This window comes from Duganella callida (genome assembly GCF_004614165.1).
In the GTDB taxonomy this organism is placed as follows: Bacteria; Pseudomonadota; Gammaproteobacteria; order Burkholderiales; family Burkholderiaceae_D; genus Rugamonas; species Rugamonas callida.
The window spans coordinates 42,777-58,663 of sequence record NZ_SPVG01000156.1 but is presented as its reverse complement, the minus strand read 5'-3'; the positions used below and the strand labels follow the sequence as shown (position 1 = coordinate 58,663).

The following is a 15,887-nucleotide window of genomic DNA, read 5'->3' as shown; positions in this document are numbered from 1 at the left end:
TGAAGGCATAGACTGGCGGCGGCCAGAGCGAACCTGGAAGCCCACGTCGGCCTTGTAAACGTTACAAGCCTCGCGTAAACTTGGCGCATGCTCAGCCCAGCCGATCTGCCCGATGACATTGCCGCCTTGAAGCTTCTTCAACGGCCCGAAACGCCTGAAACACCGCAGTAGGGTAGTCGCCGCGCGCCAAGTTCAGCCAGACTTGGTCTGCTATCCTCGGGTGTAACAGCGCCTTGGGAAAAGCCGCAGCCTGACGATACTGGTCAAATGCTTCACGCCGCAACACTTTGCGACCACGCCGCGTGATCATCATGTGGCCGTTGTTCCCGTTGATGCCCGGCGCAGGCATCACGAGAATGTTGATGGTCAACCATGCCAGTGCTTCACCTAATGCAAGTTCGGCCTGGCGCGTGCGCTCTGGCGGGTAGCGGGGACCGCCCGCCTGCGTCTCGAACGAGGCGGGATGAAATAACCCATTCTGTTCGTTGACGCTAGCCAGCCTTAACACGGTGTAGGCCAGCTCTTCGGGCGCTAGTGCGACCAGCACCTGCACATCAGGAATCTCTTCGGCCAACGAACGCATCGGTGCCTCCAGTTATCTTCGTTATGCTGCATTGCGCGGGATTCGGATACTAGCATGACACTGCGGCGATCGGCCCCAATGCTGCGGCGCCCGGGTGGCATCGATCCAGTGCGTCAAGCCTTTCGCGACCTTCTCCAACAGCGCGGCAAAGGCATTCCATTGAATATTCTTGAAGAACGCGTCAGTATACTCCGCTGCTGCGGCGCCGAAGCCCATTTGAGAGATATGCTCGTACATTCCATCACCAAGATGGGTGTCCAGACATCCATCACCAGCACAAACATTGACTGACCTTATGACTGAACTGACATTCCGCGCGTATTTCTTCATCGGTTTCCTAGACAAGCCCGGCACCCGGCCGCGCTCACCCAATGGCCCCATCAAATTCACCCTGCCGCGTGCAAACGGGGTGCTTGTCAGCGTGATCGTGGATTTCGCGGGCGGTAAGGTCCAAGTCGTTTTGCCGTCGGTGGACGTCGACGACGAGTTCAAAACCTGGCTTCACACCGCCAACATGATGTACGCCAGCGAATACCCCGAGGCGGGCGCTGCAACCGTTGATGCCATCAAACTGGAAATGACTGCAAAGGCAAAGCAGGTACTGGAGCAGCTCAAGTATTTTCTGGGCTTTGACCAGATCCGTGACGAGGTCGTCTCCGGTCTGCATGATCTGGCTTGGTCGGAAGACCAAGTGACGTTCCACGCCTTTGCCAACCTGACGCATGGAACTGTGGGTTTTAAGAGCAGTATCCCACTCACCGCCCAGATCATCGCAGCGGTGCAGGAAGGGTTGGATAAAGGCTATAAGCCTTTCCTGGCGATGCGCCATTTGTATCGCGCCATCCAGGAGGAAAGCCCGCGTTTCAAATGGATCGACGCCACGATTGCGGCTGAGCTGGACGTGAAGGAATGTCTCGCCCGCGTGAAGCCGGACCTTGAATCGCTGCTGGTTCATCTGCCGTCGCCACCGCTGAGCAAATTGTACGGCGAGGTGCTGCTCAAGTACGCCGGCGTGAAGTCGCCCTATGTCAAGAAGCTCAACGATGGGGCGCAAAAGCGCAATCAACTGGTACATCAGCCCCAGGCCGTCGAGATCAGCGAGGCCGAAGCGATTGAGTACGTTACGATGGTGATGAAGGCGATCCATCACCTGTACGCGCTGCTTTATCCGGATTGGAAAATTGCACAGGAACTTGGCGCCATCGATCGTATGGGTATGTAGGAGGGGAGACGCTATTGCCTTGGACGGGCCGGCGGCCTCAGAAGTCGATTGCATAATGGCTCTGTTACACTTGAGAACAGCAGCAGCAACCTAAATGTGCGCCTGCAAACGCTTGGTGGGACAAGCGCATGATGGCCAACATCGAGTCCGGGATCAACATGAATGAATTTGAAAAACGCTTGTACGCCGACCTTGCGGGCGCCAAAGCGATATTTGATGAGCAGGAACGACTGAAACGGCTGATCTCGCCCCATGATGCCTTGGCGAATGCGCTTGCAGCGGCGACGCCGGACGTCGCACAGCTGTCAGCCGTGCAGGCTGCATTGGACGAACAGAACCGGGTGAGGAACCTGTTGGCGCCCTTGGAAGATCCAGCATTACGCCAAATGGCGCTTGCTGCCCCCAGCGTGACCGAGACGCTGGCGCAGCAGAGCGTGCGGGAACTGACCACACTGCGCAAGAGCTATGCTGAGATCGAAGCTGCTCGACAGTTGGCCAGTGCGCAAGACCTTTACCGCTTGCCGACCTGGGACACGTTGCTGGAGCGGGAAGTAAAACGCGTGGTTGCCGAAAGCTCGCTGCTATCGACCGCGGCGCCGTCCTCGTGGCTTGAAACAATGAAGCAGTCGGTCCTGCTACGGCAGCAGCCCTGGCTCAACGAAGCGGAGCCGATGTCCTCAATACGTGCGCTGACGGAGATGCAAGTGCTTGGCGCGGCGATTAACGCCGCCAATCCATTTAGCGACGCGGTGACTGAAGCAACGCGCAAGGTGCTCGGTGACTGGTCCAAGGTGACCAGCTTGCCGCCCGAGGTGTTCACCGATGCCTACGCTCGTCGCGATTTTTATCTGGCGCATGGCTACGATGCGGCGCTCTCCACGTTACCTGCCGCCGCCCGGTTAGAAGGGCTGTATCTGTCTGGATTGATCGATGCCCCCTCGATGACCGTCGATGTCGCCGTCGATGCCGACCAGACCGAAATTTCTGTCGAGGTTGACGGTTACGCACTCGCAAGCGAGGCGCGAGAGATGTTGGCGGCACTGGAGCGGGAGCTCAGACAATTCATTGACGGCAAGTTGAAGGCAGTGCACGGCCATGCATGGACCAAACAACGTGTCCCCGCTGGTATCGCGCAGACCATCAGGCAGCGCCGCGCCGACGACCTGCGCATCAATGGAAAGAGTCACCCTGCGGTGGAATACCTGGATTTTCCGGACTACGCGCCAATCATCACCCGAAGCGACAATTGGACGGAATTCTTCAAGGACTATTTCCAGCGCCCGGAATCGGTCGCGGAATCGTTCGTTCGCCTCGCGCCCATTCGCAACGCCGTCATGCACTCTCGTCCACTGACCCAGGAGGACATGGATTTCCTGTATGTCGAGGTACGCCGCTTACAGATTGCCATGCGCCGGACGATTCCGACAGACGCCGAAGCCGAAACCGAGAACAACTAACGAGAGCATAGGCCCAGCGGCCGGCAGATGGCCGAAAATTGCATTGAAGGGCCAGTCCTAAAGGGACGATGCGTTGCCAGTTGCCCGTTGCCCGATGGAGGATGGATCGGCTACGGCAGATGACGATGAGATCCGAGATCCTGAATTTCCTCTTTAGATCATCAGCTTAGCCTCACTTTGGCGAAAACAACACGAATCCCGGCCGGCGCCGCATCCCGTGCACAACAGGTTGAAAAAGAGATATGATGCAAGAAAACCAATACTAGTTTCCAAATACCTATTCTGGAAGGCAGGCGCATGGCGAGCAAAGTGGAGCGCATTCTGATCTTGGCGAAAACCTATCCCTCACCGAGCGCCAAACATACCGAAACATCGTGCGTCGCCGGCATCAATGAACATGGCCAGATGCGCCGCCTGTATCCCGTACCGTTTCGCATGATCGCTGAAAATCAGCAATTTCAGAAGTGGCAGTGGGTGACGCTGCGCATCGAAAAATCCCCCGCCGACCATCGTCCCGAAAGCCACAAGGTGTTTGTCGATACAATCCAGACGGGAGACACGATCCCGCCGGAGAAGGGCTGGACGCTTCGTCGCCAGTGGTGGGAAAAAATGCCCACGTTCGCCAGCTTCGACGCGCTGGAACAGGCCAGGCAAGGGCAGCAGGTCAGTCTGGCGCTGCTGCGTCCCAAGCGCCTTGAACGGCTGGAGATCACGGCCGTCGGCAACCCCGAGTGGACCGATGAGGAACTGACCAAGCTATCGCAGGAGCAAAGCCAGGGCAACCTGTTTTCAGAAGACGAACAGCGCAAGCAACTCAAGCTGCTGGAAAAGATGCCGTTCGATTTTCACTACCACTATCTATGCGACACGCCCGACGGCGAACGCGCTTACCGTCACAAGATCGTGGATTGGGAAGTGGCCATGCTGTTCCGGAACTGCCGCAAGTCGCATGGGGACGGTTGGGAAACGCCTTTCCGGGCAAAACTGGAGCGCGAATTCGCTGCACGCGATTTGATGTTCATGATGGGGAACATCCACCGCTTCCAGCATCAGTGGCTGATTATCAGCCTGATCTATCCGCCTAAGCCAGCGCCAGATGACGCTGCGCAGGGCTGCTTATTTTAAGGGCACCCGCTTGAAGATGGTTGACCTGCAGCCCGCAGTTCTGCTGGACGGCATCAGCGACCATCGAGCGATGGCACATCTGGTAATCGGCCTCAAAGCAAAGCAGGGCGCAATGACTTTCCTGAGCAATCTCGGATAACTCCGCCACGACGGCGCGTTGGCTGGTGAGATAGCGCTTGAAGTCGCGTTTGTAGCGCGACCAGTCGCCATCCTCCCGATATTGGTTGCGGATTGGTTTGGGGCAGCCCAGCGCGACGATATGGCGGTAGCCCAGGCCATTGGCCTGCAAGATTTCCCGCAGCCCGTTCTTCGAAAATCCGCGCTTGCGCGACAGCGGCAGTTCGCGAATGTCGACCACCGTATCGACCTTGCCCAGCTTCAGCAGCTTGATGAACTGGTCGATATCCAACCCTTCGTAGCCGATTGTAAAAATACTCATAATCTATCCCTTGTGAGGCCGCAGTTTACACGATTTCTGCCGATGAACCGCGCCAGCGCCACGCGCGCGCCGATTCACCGCCCCATTTCGTCAGCCTGCTGGCTTGGCGCCCACGCCGGCTCTGCTGCACTATGCAGGAACCAGAAAGGGGACAGCGTACCCCAGAAACTCGTTGTGCGGGCGACGCATGACATCCCATCGCTTCTGGTAGTTCGGCGGTTTGGGCCGTTGATCCGCGTAGGTCAGCACCAGTCGGCGCTTTGCCCGCGAGACCCCGACGAAGAACACACAACGCTCGTCGGCTGCATTGCCGAAAAATGTCTCTGCCTCCATCCCGAGCATGATCACCGAATCAAATTCCAGCCCCTTGCTCTTGTGGATCGTCAGCAAACGCACCGCCTGATCGTCAGCAAACCGATTCAGTGCCGATGGTAGCACCGGTTCCAGTTGAAGCAACTCCTCGATCTTCGTCTTGACGTGCTGGATGACCTCTCTCAGCCGAGCGTGGGCTTCATAGTCCGGCGACAGGGCAACCAGCGTCTCCAGGCCAACCATGCCGAGAAACTGCACCACGTGCTCCCACCAACCGTCGTAGGGGCCGCCGAGCAACTGCGCCACCGCGACTTCTTTCCTCTGCTTCTTCACAAATTGGTGAAAGGCGCGTCGCTTGGCGGACTGCAGATCGTCATCGTCATATGGCAACAACTGCTCTGATAGCCTTGTCCAGGCCTTCGGCTCGCGCTGGCCGTATAAGCAGGCAAGGAAATCGACAATCAACCGAGCCGCCGGTTCCGCCGACAAGTCCTGCAGCTGCGTTTCATTGCGATACGGGATACCCAGGCGTGTGAGCGCTTCCATCAGGTCGTAGGCATACTGATCTGGCAGTTTGGACACCAGTATCGCCACCTCGGAGTACGCCAATTTGCCGCCTTGTGTCCAGCCCGCGATCAGGTTGGCCAGATACTCGGCCTCTTGCCGGCTATCGGGAAAACGCCAGGCAAATACTTCGCCTCCTTCACCGGCCAGCTGCTCAGGCGGCATAACGGAGGCTGGGTCCAACACGCGAATAATGTCGTTCTGCATGCGTAGGAGCTTAGGCTGCGAGCGGAAGTTGCGGTACATATTCAACGGCACGGCCGTGAAGTCATGCGCATACAGTTGAAATATCCCCTCCAGCGCACCGGCCCAGCCCATGATTTTCTGCTTGACGTCGCCGACCGCAGTCATGCGGATCGCTGTTCCCGTGAACGCCACCTTGATCAGCTCGTACTGGTCGCCCGTACAATCCTGGAACTCATCGAGAAACACGTCGGTGTAGGTCTGGCGAATGGCATTGCGGGCGCTTGGCGACTGCCGCAATATTTTGATCGCGAGCGGGACGAGGTCTTTGAACGTGATGTACGTACGCGCGACGCGGCTCTCTCCGATCTGATAGCCTGGATCGAGGGCATCGGCGCCGGTGAGCACCGGGCGAAACCGGTCGATAATGCGCTTGGCAAAGGCGTGGAAGGTATGACTGTCAAAGCGGCGTCCCAACGCGACGCCGCAGCGGCGCTTCACGCGCTCCTTGAGGTTGGTGCTGGCGTCCACCTTGAACGATATGGCCAAGATGCGCTTGGGATAGCGGCATGTGCCGGTGCGCAGCAGGAAGTCAGCCCGCTGCGCCAGCATCTCTGTTTTGCCTGCACCTGGCCCTGCGGTCAGCGCCAGGTTCGCCTGTCGCTCCGTGGCCGCGCGCAACGCGTTCGGCTCCAGCGTCAGCCCGTCGGCCGGGGCCCATGCCTCTGGGGCGATCATTCCGGCAACTCCGCCAAGCGTGCGATCACGGCGTTGGCAAGCCGCGCCAGCGAAGGCGGCATAGCCGCCAGCATCGCCGCGTCGGTGATATGTGCCAGTGCCTCGATGTGCGCGGCAGGTTTGCTACCGACTTTGAACAAGCTGTGGTAAGTGCCAAATAGGTGTAACTGCGCTTGCCCATACTGCTGTGCACTGTGGTGACTTTTGCCCAGCACGGCTTTGACGGTATCAGCGCCAGGGTCTTCTAGCGATGCGCCGTATTGAACGGGGAAGGCTTCAAGCAGCGCAAAGTCAAGGTCCATCGGGGAGGAGAAGAAAACGCCACGTAGTTCCAACTGCTCGAAATAATGCAAAAAGTTGAGCACTGGATAGGTGTCGCTGTTCCACTCGGGTACGCCCAAACCAGCAGGTAGTTGCTTGGCCGGCTCGTACTTTCCGAGCTGGTCGTTCACATACTTGATCCGGCCCCAGCCACCGCCGAACCTGGCCAGATCCAGATCCAGCAGCGTGAGGTAGGGGATCTGGAGTTCAGACAGCAGACGCCAGAAGTGGTTGACATGGCGCCCGCCGAGCGGCGCCACCGTCACGCCCGATTCATCAACGGGCGCCCCTTTTGCGCGCAGTAACTTCGGAAGGACGATTTCCTCGCTGTCGCCTTCACCGAGCACGACCAGCCGCGAAAAATAGATCTCCGGGAAGGCCTGCACCGCCTCCCGGACGAATTTATGCGCTTCGTCCTGCGCCTCTGGCAAGCGTATGGATCTCACTTGGGTGGTGCGTGCCGTGTTTAAGCGAAGGTAGCGGATGTTTTCCGGCGGTACGCGTCGCAACATCGAGGGCGCATGGGTGGCGATCAGCGCCTGGGCATCACCGTCGCTGGTGATCTTAGACAGGGTGTTGACGATACGGCCGAGGAAATGCGGTGACAGGCTGTTTTCAGGCTCTTCGATAGCGATGATCGTAAAGACCGGCGGGCGCAACTTCTCGACATCGAAACTGGTATCTTCTCCCGCAAGCACCTTGCGGCCGATCGCGTGGGATGACACCACCAGGGACAGGTACAACATGGACTTTTGGCCGTCGCTCAGCCGGGAGAAATCCGCAACACGATCGTCGTGTGCCGGGGAGAAGGAGATCGACAGATGGCGAAGTAGTGCTTCCACCTCGGAAGCCGCGAACGTGATCTTCGGATCGGCAAAGTAGCTCCCCTTGTGCAGCGACGTCCACGTCTCGGAAAGGCAGTCGCTAAAGGCGCTGATGGACGGGTTGCTCGACAGGCGCTCGGTGATCTGGTCTGTCAGTTCCTTGATGTCGGCCCGCTCGTTGTCCCAGTTGACCGCCCGCAGCATCCTGCCCAGTAAAGCGTTGGCACCATACGCGATGTGGTCCGCCGGATCACGGCGTGCCGGCAGATAGTGAACGTGAATTTCGTTGCGCTCGGCCTTGGGTACCTGGGCGGTACTGACAATGGTGCCATCCTCCTTCACGTCGAGGACGTAGACCAGCGACTCATCGATTTCACCAGCATCGGACAGTGTCGCTTCCAAGCGGAAGCGCACGCGCACCAGGCCATCGGCCTCGTCGAGCCGCATGTGGCCGAAATTGGGCGCGACGCCGTTGCTTTCATCACCGTCCTCCAGCTCGGGGAACACGAAATCGACCTCAATCCAGAGCTTGCGTTCGGCCGGCACTTCGGCTTCGTCGTGCGGGACATGAAAATCGGATTTCTTGATACGGCGCAGGGCCGGATCGAACGCAAAGAGCCGGCAGAGCGCTTGCAGCGCGGCGGTCTTGCCCGATCCGTTGGGCCCGATCAGGTAGCACAACTCGGGAACGATGAAGCTGACGGGGTCTGGGCCGAAGGATTGAAAATTCGATAGGCGAATGTGGTGCAGGTTCATGGCTGGGTGCTCGCTAGATTGGATGAGTTTTTTTTTGGTTGTTGTGCTTGCCAGAGGGAGAGTATTGAGGAAAAGCGGTGTTCCAATTCTCTCCATTCGTCACACCCGGACCTGTTTATGTCTTTTTGAGGAGTTCGGGAATATCGGCGCCGTTACGATAGGCCTTCTGGCGGAACGTCTCCAGGAGCCGGCTGTCGAGCTGACGCTGGCTTTCAAGATACGCGGCACGATCCTTCCATGTCCGTGTTTCGCCGCGCGCGTCGTCGATGGCCACCAGCGCGAACTTCCTGAGGTCACTCACTTCGGCGGTCAGCTTGGTGATCGCCTCGCTTTGCGCGGCCACGACGCCGCGCAATTTCCCAGTTTCTTCTGCCTGCTGCGCAGCAGTTTCGCGGGACTGGTTTAACGCCGCCAGTAGCTGCGCGGCATTCATTCTCTCTGTACGCAGTTCCAACTCGGTTTCGCGGAGCCGGTCGGCGTAAAAGGCCGCCTGAGCCGCGGCAATCCCATCCACGCGGCAACTCTGGGCCATCGCGTCGGCAACGGCGTTGGCGATCAATGCGGGCAGGGCAGATGGCATCGAAAGTGTTGCTGCCACCTCGGATGCCGGTTCAACGGATGTGGTTTCAGCGGCCAGCGCGGCTTTTTCGGCGGCGAGCGTGGAGGTCGACGGCCGCCGGTGCTGCGCGTAGGCGCCGAGCAAACGCCGGTAGACGGCGGGGCTGTAGAAGCGTCCGGTTGCCGTATGCACCAGCCGGATGAATGCGCGTACGAAAGGGCGGTGATTTTGGGGATCGATCGGATAGTCGAGCTCCAGCTGGGCGACGCCAGCGGAAATGGCACGGGCCTGGTCATCCGTAAGGGAAAAGGGTGGGCGTGGCATGCGGTGTCCTGAGGTCAGTATGGGTACATTAACAGGTATATTTATAACTGTCAAAATGCACTATTTACCTTAATATGGATTAAGGTAAATGATTTAGAGAAACGGCCGGTTGGTTTCACGCTCGGATTTTCAGCGCTTCGAGACGCGCACTTGCTGTTGCGAGTGAAAATTCTTGCAATATCTCATCCACAAGCTATAGTGCCTATAGAAGAAAATTTCACTACATATAGTCATCCAGCTTATTGCGGAGGTTTTATGGCAGGCAAATCTACAGGCGGGAAGGTCGCGTCGACCGCTGGGCGCACGTTGTCCAATCCGAATGCGTCGGCTATCCAGCGCAGCTTAGCCGGGAGCGCGTTGGCACAGTCCGGCACCAATAAGGCCACGGGCAAGGCGATGGAAGCGAAAGCGTCAGGAGCCCTGCATAACCCGAATTCCAGCGCCACAACAAAGCAGCTAGCCGGCTCGCTCACCTCGCAATCGATCAAAAAACGCTGACGGCAGGCGCTACGCCGACAGCTGTCGTCCAACAAGGAGGCAAGATGCGGTTCAACTACATGCTGGGTCCAGATGACCGCCGCCTGGCCGAGGCCAGGATGCTGGGCCATCTGGCCAACGTGACCCTCTGGGCGGGTGCGTACGACCAGGCCAGGGCCGTGCATTTCAATCTGCAGTTCGACGACGCTTGGGCTGAAAAAGCCGGAGACGACAAATGCCACGACGCGGCCAGAGTGGCGATCGCGCACGCCCTGGAACTGCATCCAGCGCCGGGCGCAATCATCGACCTGTCCGTGGAACCCATCGTAACGCGGTGGCCGGGGCGGCTCGACGTCGTGGCCTGAGTTAGGTGAGCTTTTGCGGGAGGCTGGTCGTCAATTTCATGCTGAACACCGTACTCGATAATTCTGCAAACGACCTGTGCTGCAGTTTGCTGTCGCCGCTTGTGCTCGACCAGGGCTATCAATCTGCCGTGTTTATTTCGGCGGAAAATAACGCGGCGCTACAAATACCTTTTCTCAGTGCACTCGCCGACAAACTGAGTAAGGCCGGCACCCACGTGGTGCGCGTGCGCGCGGACGAGCTCTGCGGCGGCGACGTGCTCGAAACGGTGGTCGCGGCTGCCCACGATCAGACGAAGGGCGACCAGAGGGAGCAGCGCACGTCAAACTTGAATGACCTGGTGCGCCAAATTACGCACGGCGGGACGCCGTTCGTCATGCTGATCGAAAACATCGACGCCTGGGTAAATTCCGCAGACGGTCTGCGCATGCTGTGCGCATTGAAGGCCGCCCGGGATGCCGTAAATCTGCCGCCAGGACACAGCGGGAAGTTCCTCGTGGTAGGCATCGGAACTTCACCCAAAATGACCGCGCTGACGCACGACCAAAGCCAAGCATTCTACGGCGCGGTCGATCTCAAGCTGCCAGAACAAACACGCGACTAGGACACGGCCGGGCGAGAGAAGCGTCCGAAACCGAGGCGGTGTCGACTAGCTCCATAGGGCGTGGTCGGGGAAAGTCACACATTTGCTTCATATCCGCCGGGGAGTCACACATTTGCTTCGCAAAGAGTCACACTTTTGCTTCATCGTACGGCCATGCGCTTATTGCCCTTGAAATCGTCCGTTTGATTCTCATCCAATTTGACATAATACAAATTATGCGAAATTATGGGTTTGCTGGCCGTGGTTCTCTCACCACCAAAATTCGTGGTATTTTCGCACCTTTCGCCTTTATCATTTACGTCATGATTACCTGTTTCGATATCGGCGGCAGCGCCATCAAGTGTGCCGTGGCGGCGGCCGACGGCCAAATCAGCGAGCTGCATCGGGTGCCGACGCCGGCTCATGACTTTGCCCCCTTCACCGCCGCCATGCAGGCGCTGATCGCTGCCGGCGGCCCGTCGCGCGGCATCGCTATCTCAATCGCCGGCGTGATCGATCCGGCGGACGGACGCATCAAATGCGCCAACATTCCCTGCATCGACGGCCGCACGCTCGCCGACGATCTGGCCGCCGCTTTCGGCTTGCCTGTCTGGATCATCAACGATGCGGATAGCTTCGCACTGGCCGAGGCCCAGGCCGGCGCCGGTCGCGGTCACGCCAGCGTGTTCGGTCTGATCCTGGGCACGGGTGTCGGCGGCGGTCTGGTGATTGGCGGCCGGTTGGTCGGCGGCCCTGGCGGCTTCGCCGGCGAATGGGGTCACGGCCCGGTGGCCGCGCAGTTGGCCGGATCGCCGCCGCAGGCGATTCCGCGCGTTGCCTGCGGTTGCGGGCAGATTGGCTGCCTGGATACCGTGGGCGGCGCGCGCGGGCTGGAACGGCTGCATGTGACGTTGCACCAGCAAGCCATGGACAGCCGCGACATCATCGGCGCCTGGCAGTCCGGCGATGCCTGCGCTGCACGTACGGTGGACTGCTACATCGACCTGCTGAGCGGTCCGCTGGCCATGCTGGTGAATACCGTCGGCGCCTCGATTCTACCGGTCGGCGGCGGCCTGGCCAACAGCGCTCCGCTGATCGCGCGGCTCGATCAGGCGGTCCGCGCGGCCATTCTGCGCAAGACGGACACGCCCATCATCGTGCCAGGCCAGTCGGGCGCCGAGCCGGGATTAATCGGCGCGGCCTGGCTGGGACTGGAAAAGCTGGGCCACAAATATGCGTAACGCGATCACGCTGGAAGTCTGCATCGACAGTATCGCTGGCCTGGGCGCTGCAGTCAGCGGTGGCGCCGACCGCATCGAATTATGCAGTGCTCTGGAAATCGGCGGCCTGACGCCAAGCGCCGGTCTGCTGCGCGCAGCGGCAAACAGTCCGGTGCCGGTGGTGGCCATGATACGTCCGCGTGGCGGCGATTTTCGCTTCAACGCCGCTGAAACGCAGCTCATGCTGAGCGAAATCGACGCCGTCGCCGCAGCCGGCCTGCAGGGCGTGGTCCTCGGCGCTTCGCTGCAGGGCGGGCAGCTCGATGCGGCTACTTTGCAGCGGCTGACACGCCGGGCGACTGATCTTGGCTTGCGCTGCACGCTGCACCGGGCCATCGATCTGTGTCCGGATCTCGCGCAGGCAGTCAGCCTGGCCGTCGATCTGGGCTTCGAACGGATTCTGACTTCCGGCGGCGCCCCAAGCGCAACCGAAGGTCTGGACGGTTTGCAGCGCTGTTTCGACGCTGGCGCCGGCCGCATTGCCATCATGCCCGGCGCCGGCATCAACGCAGGCAATGTGGGCCTGCTGCGCGCACGCCTGCCGCTGACCGACGTCCATGCGTCGTGCTCGACGCCGGCGCCTGATGCGTCGGCGCGGGTGCTGGCGTTCGGCTTCGATTCCGGTGGCCGCCGGCAGACCAGCAGCGCCAAGGTCGCCGCGCTGAAAGCCGCGCTGCGGGCCTGACCACGCTTCGCCCTTGAAATGCACGGCACTTTGTGTGACACTCAACGGGTTTGCGGTGAAACCGGTTTCACTTTTAGCGGGAGCCCTTTGTTTGACGTTCGACCCGACCACGCTTGAACCTTATCTTGGCGATCTGGCAGCCGGTGCGCGGCTGACCGCCCTCGCCTGCGCGCTGGCGTTGGCCGGCGGTCTGGCGCTGGGCACTGCGGCGGCGTTGATGCGTACCGGCGCGTCGCAGCTGGCGCGCCGTGCGGCCGATATCTATGCGGACGTCTTCCGCAATATTCCTTTCATCGTTCAGTTGTTCTTCCTGTTTTACGGTCTGCCCGAAATCGGCGTAGAGCTCAGCGCCTTCGCTACCGGCGTGCTGGCTTTGTCGCTGGCCGGCGGCGCCTTCGTCTCGGATGTGATCCGGGCCGGCATTCTGGCGGTCGATCCGGGCGTGCTGGAGGCGGCGCAGGTCAGCGGCCTGTCGCGACTCACGATCTACCGCCGCATCTTGCTGCCGATCGCACTGCGCAGCGCCGTGCGGCCGCTGGGCGCGGTGTTCGTCAATCTGATACTGACGTCGTCTATCCTGTCGGCGATCACGCTGAATGAGTTGACCGGCAGTGCCAAGATCGTCGCCGCCGATACCTTCCAGCCGTTCGAGGTCTATGCCCTCCTCCTGCTGCTGTATGCCGCCATGACCTGGCTGGTGTCGCTGTCTGCCGGCGCCTTGCACCGCCACTTGAACCGGGATCTGGGCTGATGCGCTATACCGATTTCACCGTACAAGATCTGCTGTTGCTGCTGCAGGGACTGGGCGTGTCGGCCGCGCTGTTCGCCGCCACCACCGCCATCGGCTTGCTGACCGGCCTGGCCTGGGCGCTGCTGCGCTATTATCGCGTGCCGCTGCTGGCGCCATTGATCGCCTTTCTGGCCGAGCTGCTGAAGAATTCTCCGGTGCTAGTGCAGTTGTTCCTGGTGTTTTTTGGCCTGCCGGTGCTGCTGGAAACCGATCTGACGCCGGTGAAGGCGGCGCTCATCACGTTGTCGGCCAACACGGCGGCGTTCATCTACGTGATCGCGGTCGCCGCCATCGAATCGGTGGGACGCGAGCAGCTGGAAACAGCGCGCGTGTTCGGTTTGAGCCGCTGGCAAACGCTGCGCCGCGTCGTCGCGCCTCAAGCGGCGGCTTTCGGTCTCGGTCCGCTGGCCGGGCTGCTGGTCAACCAGCTGCAGGTGACGTCGCTGATTTCGGTGATCGGCGTGATCGACCTGACCAAGGCCGGCGCAATCCTCAACCTGCGCACGCTCAAGCCCTTTATCGTCTGGACGGTGATCGGCGTTTTGTATTACCTGATGGCCCGGCTGATCGCCAGGGCCTGCGCCCGCATGGAAACGCGCCTGCGCGCGCACAGTCAATGGAAGGGTTTGTAGCATGATATTGATCGAAGGCGCGGTCAAACGCTTCGGCGCCAACACGGTGCTCGATGGCGTGGACCTGCGCATCGCGCCGGGGGAAGTGGTGTCCATCCTCGGCGCCAGCGGCTCCGGCAAATCGACGCTGATCCGTTGCATCAACGGCCTGGAAAAGCTCGATGCCGGCACGATTTCCGTCGATGGCCACCGCGTCGACGATCCGAAGCAGCTGCAACTGGCACGCCGCTGCTCGGGCACCGTGTTCCAGCTGTTTAATCTGTATCCGCACATGACGGCGCTGCAGAACATCACGCTGGCGCCGGTCGAAGTGTTGAAGGTGCCGCGTCGTCAGGCCGAGGAAGAAGCACACGCGCTGCTCGCCTCCGTGGGACTGGCCGCGCGCGCGGACGCCTATCCCGCCCAGCTCTCGGGTGGCCAGCGTCAGCGCGTGGGCATCTGCCGGGCGCTGGCGATGAAGCCGCGCTATCTGCTGCTGGACGAAGTCACCAGCGCGCTCGATCCCGAAATGACGGCCGAGGTGCTGGCCATCCTCGCCAAGCTGGCGGCGGAAGGCACCACCATGCTGTTCGTCACCCACGAAATAGAGTTCGCGCGGCAGATCTCCAATCGCGTCGTCTTCCTCGATCAAGGCCGGCTGCTGGCCGATCTGCCGACCGCACGGTTCTTCGCGGCCGACGGCGGCCTGGCGCAGCCGCGCATTGCCCAATTCCTCACAAAGATCAGTAAATCATGAAAATGCTGCTTGCGAACGCCGAGGCATGGCCCGGCTTTGACACCACGGTGGACCTGCTGAAACAGGGCGGCGCCGGCATCGACGCCATGGTCAGCGGCATCGCCAGGGTCGAACGCGAAGCCAAGGTGCGCAGCGTCGGCTACGGCGGCTGGCCGAACATGCTGGGCGAAATGGAGTTCGACGCCGGCGTCATGGATGGCACCACGCGCGACGTTGGCGCGGTCGGCGCGGTGCCGGCCACCCTGCCCGTGTCCGCGCTGGCGCACGAGGTGATGAAGCATCTGCCGCATGTGATGCTGACCGGCGCCGGCGCCCGTCGCTTCGCCAGCGAACGTGGTTTCGCGCTGGACGAGGTGCTCCACCCGGACAGCAAGCGTGTCTGGTGGGAGCGGTTGCAGAAGGAGATGTCGCCGGAACAACTGGCCGCCTTCCCCGACATCGCGCTGGCCCCGCTCAGCAACGCCATCACCGATCCCGAACGCGTGCGCGACACCACCGTGTTCCTGGGCCGCGACGGCGGCGACAACCTGGGCGTCGTCACCTCGACCTCGGGCTGGGCCTGGAAGTATCCTGGCCGGCTGGGCGACTCGCCGATTCCCGGCGCCGGCTTCTACGCCGACAGCCGCTACGGCGCCGCCGCCTGCACCCACACCGGCGAGATGACCATGCGCTGCGGAACTTCGCGCAGCATCGTGCTGGCGCTGCGGCTGGGCCATTCGCTGGCGGATGCCGTTGAGCTGGCGGTGCAGGAACTGTCCGAGCTGAAGACCGGCTTCCTGGCCGGTGTGGTAATCCACGCCATGGACGCGAAGGGCAACCACCAGGTAGTGAACTACCGCTGCGACGATGAGATACGCTACTGGTACTGGGACGAGCGCATGGCCGCGCCGGAACTGCGCGTCGCCACCGCCATTCAACCTTGAAAGGACAGATC

General features: G+C 60.8%; 18 protein-coding genes. 12 read left to right on the top strand and 6 right to left on the bottom strand.

The features are described 5' to 3' along the window. Nucleotides 1-91: 91 nt before the first annotated feature. Both E4L98_RS15450 and E4L98_RS30375 read right to left on the bottom strand, forming a co-directional pair. Nucleotides 92-583, bottom strand: coding sequence for a hypothetical protein (locus E4L98_RS15450; protein ID WP_135202447.1), 492 nt, complete (start codon nt 581-583; stop codon nt 92-94). Between the two features lie 21 nt (nt 584-604). Beyond that, nucleotides 605-820: a hypothetical protein gene (locus tag E4L98_RS30375; protein ID WP_205746738.1), complete on the bottom strand. Its 216-nt coding sequence runs from the start codon at nt 818-820 to the stop codon at nt 605-607. A gap of 58 nt (nt 821-878) precedes the next feature. Between E4L98_RS30375 and E4L98_RS15440 the strand changes: the two genes are divergently transcribed. From E4L98_RS15440 to E4L98_RS15430, 3 genes are all read left to right on the top strand, one after another. Next, entirely contained in the window at nt 879-1,805 is a 927-nt protein-coding gene (locus tag E4L98_RS15440) for a hypothetical protein (protein WP_135202446.1), read from the top strand. 128 nt (nt 1,806-1,933) lie between these two features. After that, nucleotides 1,934-3,262: a Swt1 family HEPN domain-containing protein gene (locus E4L98_RS15435; RefSeq protein WP_135202445.1), complete on the top strand. Its 1,329-nt coding sequence runs from the start codon at nt 1,934-1,936 to the stop codon at nt 3,260-3,262. Nucleotides 3,263-3,559: 297 nt separating this feature from the next. Further along, a complete protein-coding gene (locus E4L98_RS15430) occupies nt 3,560-4,387 on the top strand; it encodes a DUF8757 domain-containing protein (protein ID WP_135202444.1) in 828 nt (275 codons plus the stop codon). On the opposite strand, the gene E4L98_RS15425 is transcribed toward E4L98_RS15430, so the two are convergent. The 4 genes from E4L98_RS15425 to E4L98_RS15410 form a co-directional block, all read right to left on the bottom strand. Beyond that, a complete protein-coding gene (locus E4L98_RS15425) occupies nt 4,344-4,826 on the bottom strand; it encodes a DUF488 domain-containing protein (protein WP_135202443.1) in 483 nt (160 codons plus the stop codon). The two genes, E4L98_RS15430 and E4L98_RS15425, sit on opposite strands and share 44 nt — an antisense overlap. A gap of 129 nt (nt 4,827-4,955) precedes the next feature. Then, on the bottom strand, nt 4,956-6,623 hold the full coding sequence (locus tag E4L98_RS15420; RefSeq protein WP_135202442.1) for a UvrD-helicase domain-containing protein: 1,668 nt from the start codon (nt 6,621-6,623) through the stop codon (nt 4,956-4,958). Then, nucleotides 6,620-8,524: an ATP-dependent nuclease gene (locus tag E4L98_RS15415; RefSeq protein WP_135202441.1), complete on the bottom strand. Its 1,905-nt coding sequence runs from the start codon at nt 8,522-8,524 to the stop codon at nt 6,620-6,622. Before E4L98_RS15415 ends, E4L98_RS15420 begins: the two co-directional genes overlap by 4 nt. A gap of 115 nt (nt 8,525-8,639) precedes the next feature. Further along, the gene (locus tag E4L98_RS15410) at nt 8,640-9,407 is read right to left on the bottom strand and encodes a hypothetical protein (RefSeq protein ID WP_135202440.1); all 768 of its coding nucleotides are present in this window, start codon (nt 9,405-9,407) and stop codon (nt 8,640-8,642) included. 255 nt (nt 9,408-9,662) lie between these two features. Between E4L98_RS15410 and E4L98_RS15405 the strand changes: the two genes are divergently transcribed. The 9 genes from E4L98_RS15405 (at nt 9,663) to E4L98_RS15365 (ending at nt 15,876) form a co-directional block, all read left to right on the top strand. Next, nucleotides 9,663-9,905: a hypothetical protein gene (locus E4L98_RS15405; RefSeq protein ID WP_135202439.1), complete on the top strand. Its 243-nt coding sequence runs from the start codon at nt 9,663-9,665 to the stop codon at nt 9,903-9,905. Nucleotides 9,906-9,949: 44 nt separating this feature from the next. Further along, nucleotides 9,950-10,249: a hypothetical protein gene (locus tag E4L98_RS15400; protein WP_135202438.1), complete on the top strand. Its 300-nt coding sequence runs from the start codon at nt 9,950-9,952 to the stop codon at nt 10,247-10,249. Nucleotides 10,250-10,287: 38 nt separating this feature from the next. Further along, on the top strand, nt 10,288-10,851 hold the full coding sequence (locus E4L98_RS15395; RefSeq protein WP_135202437.1) for a hypothetical protein: 564 nt from the start codon (nt 10,288-10,290) through the stop codon (nt 10,849-10,851). A gap of 302 nt (nt 10,852-11,153) precedes the next feature. Next, a complete protein-coding gene (locus E4L98_RS15390; protein WP_135202436.1) occupies nt 11,154-12,071 on the top strand; it encodes an ROK family protein in 918 nt (305 codons plus the stop codon). Next, a complete protein-coding gene (locus E4L98_RS15385; protein ID WP_135202435.1) occupies nt 12,064-12,795 on the top strand; it encodes a copper homeostasis protein CutC in 732 nt (243 codons plus the stop codon). The genes E4L98_RS15390 and E4L98_RS15385 overlap by 8 nt, the downstream gene beginning before the upstream one ends. Before the next feature lie 91 nt (nt 12,796-12,886). Continuing rightward, nucleotides 12,887-13,546, top strand: a complete 660-nt coding sequence (locus E4L98_RS15380; RefSeq protein ID WP_135202434.1) for an amino acid ABC transporter permease — start codon at nt 12,887-12,889, stop codon at nt 13,544-13,546. Further along, nucleotides 13,546-14,217, top strand: coding sequence for an amino acid ABC transporter permease (locus tag E4L98_RS15375; RefSeq protein WP_135202433.1), 672 nt, complete (start codon nt 13,546-13,548; stop codon nt 14,215-14,217). The genes E4L98_RS15380 and E4L98_RS15375 overlap by 1 nt, the downstream gene beginning before the upstream one ends. A gap of 1 nt (nt 14,218) precedes the next feature. Further along, a complete protein-coding gene (locus E4L98_RS15370; RefSeq protein WP_135202432.1) occupies nt 14,219-14,953 on the top strand; it encodes an amino acid ABC transporter ATP-binding protein in 735 nt (244 codons plus the stop codon). Beyond that, on the top strand, nt 14,950-15,876 hold the full coding sequence (locus E4L98_RS15365; protein WP_135202431.1) for an isoaspartyl peptidase/L-asparaginase: 927 nt from the start codon (nt 14,950-14,952) through the stop codon (nt 15,874-15,876). The genes E4L98_RS15370 and E4L98_RS15365 overlap by 4 nt, the downstream gene beginning before the upstream one ends. Nucleotides 15,877-15,887 lie beyond the last annotated feature (11 nt).

Excerpts from the sequence above, each read along its gene's own strand:
- E4L98_RS15450 (WP_135202447.1), bottom strand. The coding sequence starts at position 583 with ATGCGTTCGTTGGCCGAAGAGATTCCTGATGTGCAGGTGCTGGTCGCA.
- E4L98_RS30375 (WP_205746738.1), bottom strand. The coding sequence starts at position 820 with ATGTACGAGCATATCTCTCAAATGGGCTTCGGCGCCGCAGCAGCGGAG.
- E4L98_RS15440 (WP_135202446.1), top strand. The coding sequence starts at position 879 with ATGACTGAACTGACATTCCGCGCGTATTTCTTCATCGGTTTCCTAGAC.
- E4L98_RS15435 (WP_135202445.1), top strand. The coding sequence starts at position 1,934 with ATGATGGCCAACATCGAGTCCGGGATCAACATGAATGAATTTGAAAAA.
- E4L98_RS15430 (WP_135202444.1), top strand. The coding sequence starts at position 3,560 with ATGGCGAGCAAAGTGGAGCGCATTCTGATCTTGGCGAAAACCTATCCC.
- E4L98_RS15425 (WP_135202443.1), bottom strand. The coding sequence starts at position 4,826 with ATGAGTATTTTTACAATCGGCTACGAAGGGTTGGATATCGACCAGTTC.
- E4L98_RS15420 (WP_135202442.1), bottom strand. The coding sequence starts at position 6,623 with ATGATCGCCCCAGAGGCATGGGCCCCGGCCGACGGGCTGACGCTGGAG.
- E4L98_RS15415 (WP_135202441.1), bottom strand. The coding sequence starts at position 8,524 with ATGAACCTGCACCACATTCGCCTATCGAATTTTCAATCCTTCGGCCCA.
- E4L98_RS15410 (WP_135202440.1), bottom strand. The coding sequence starts at position 9,407 with ATGCCACGCCCACCCTTTTCCCTTACGGATGACCAGGCCCGTGCCATT.
- E4L98_RS15405 (WP_135202439.1), top strand. The coding sequence starts at position 9,663 with ATGGCAGGCAAATCTACAGGCGGGAAGGTCGCGTCGACCGCTGGGCGC.
- E4L98_RS15400 (WP_135202438.1), top strand. The coding sequence starts at position 9,950 with ATGCGGTTCAACTACATGCTGGGTCCAGATGACCGCCGCCTGGCCGAG.
- E4L98_RS15395 (WP_135202437.1), top strand. The coding sequence starts at position 10,288 with ATGCTGAACACCGTACTCGATAATTCTGCAAACGACCTGTGCTGCAGT.
- E4L98_RS15390 (WP_135202436.1), top strand. The coding sequence starts at position 11,154 with ATGATTACCTGTTTCGATATCGGCGGCAGCGCCATCAAGTGTGCCGTG.
- E4L98_RS15385 (WP_135202435.1), top strand. The coding sequence starts at position 12,064 with ATGCGTAACGCGATCACGCTGGAAGTCTGCATCGACAGTATCGCTGGC.
- E4L98_RS15375 (WP_135202433.1), top strand. The coding sequence starts at position 13,546 with ATGCGCTATACCGATTTCACCGTACAAGATCTGCTGTTGCTGCTGCAG.
- E4L98_RS15370 (WP_135202432.1), top strand. The coding sequence starts at position 14,219 with ATGATATTGATCGAAGGCGCGGTCAAACGCTTCGGCGCCAACACGGTG.
- E4L98_RS15365 (WP_135202431.1), top strand. The coding sequence starts at position 14,950 with ATGAAAATGCTGCTTGCGAACGCCGAGGCATGGCCCGGCTTTGACACC.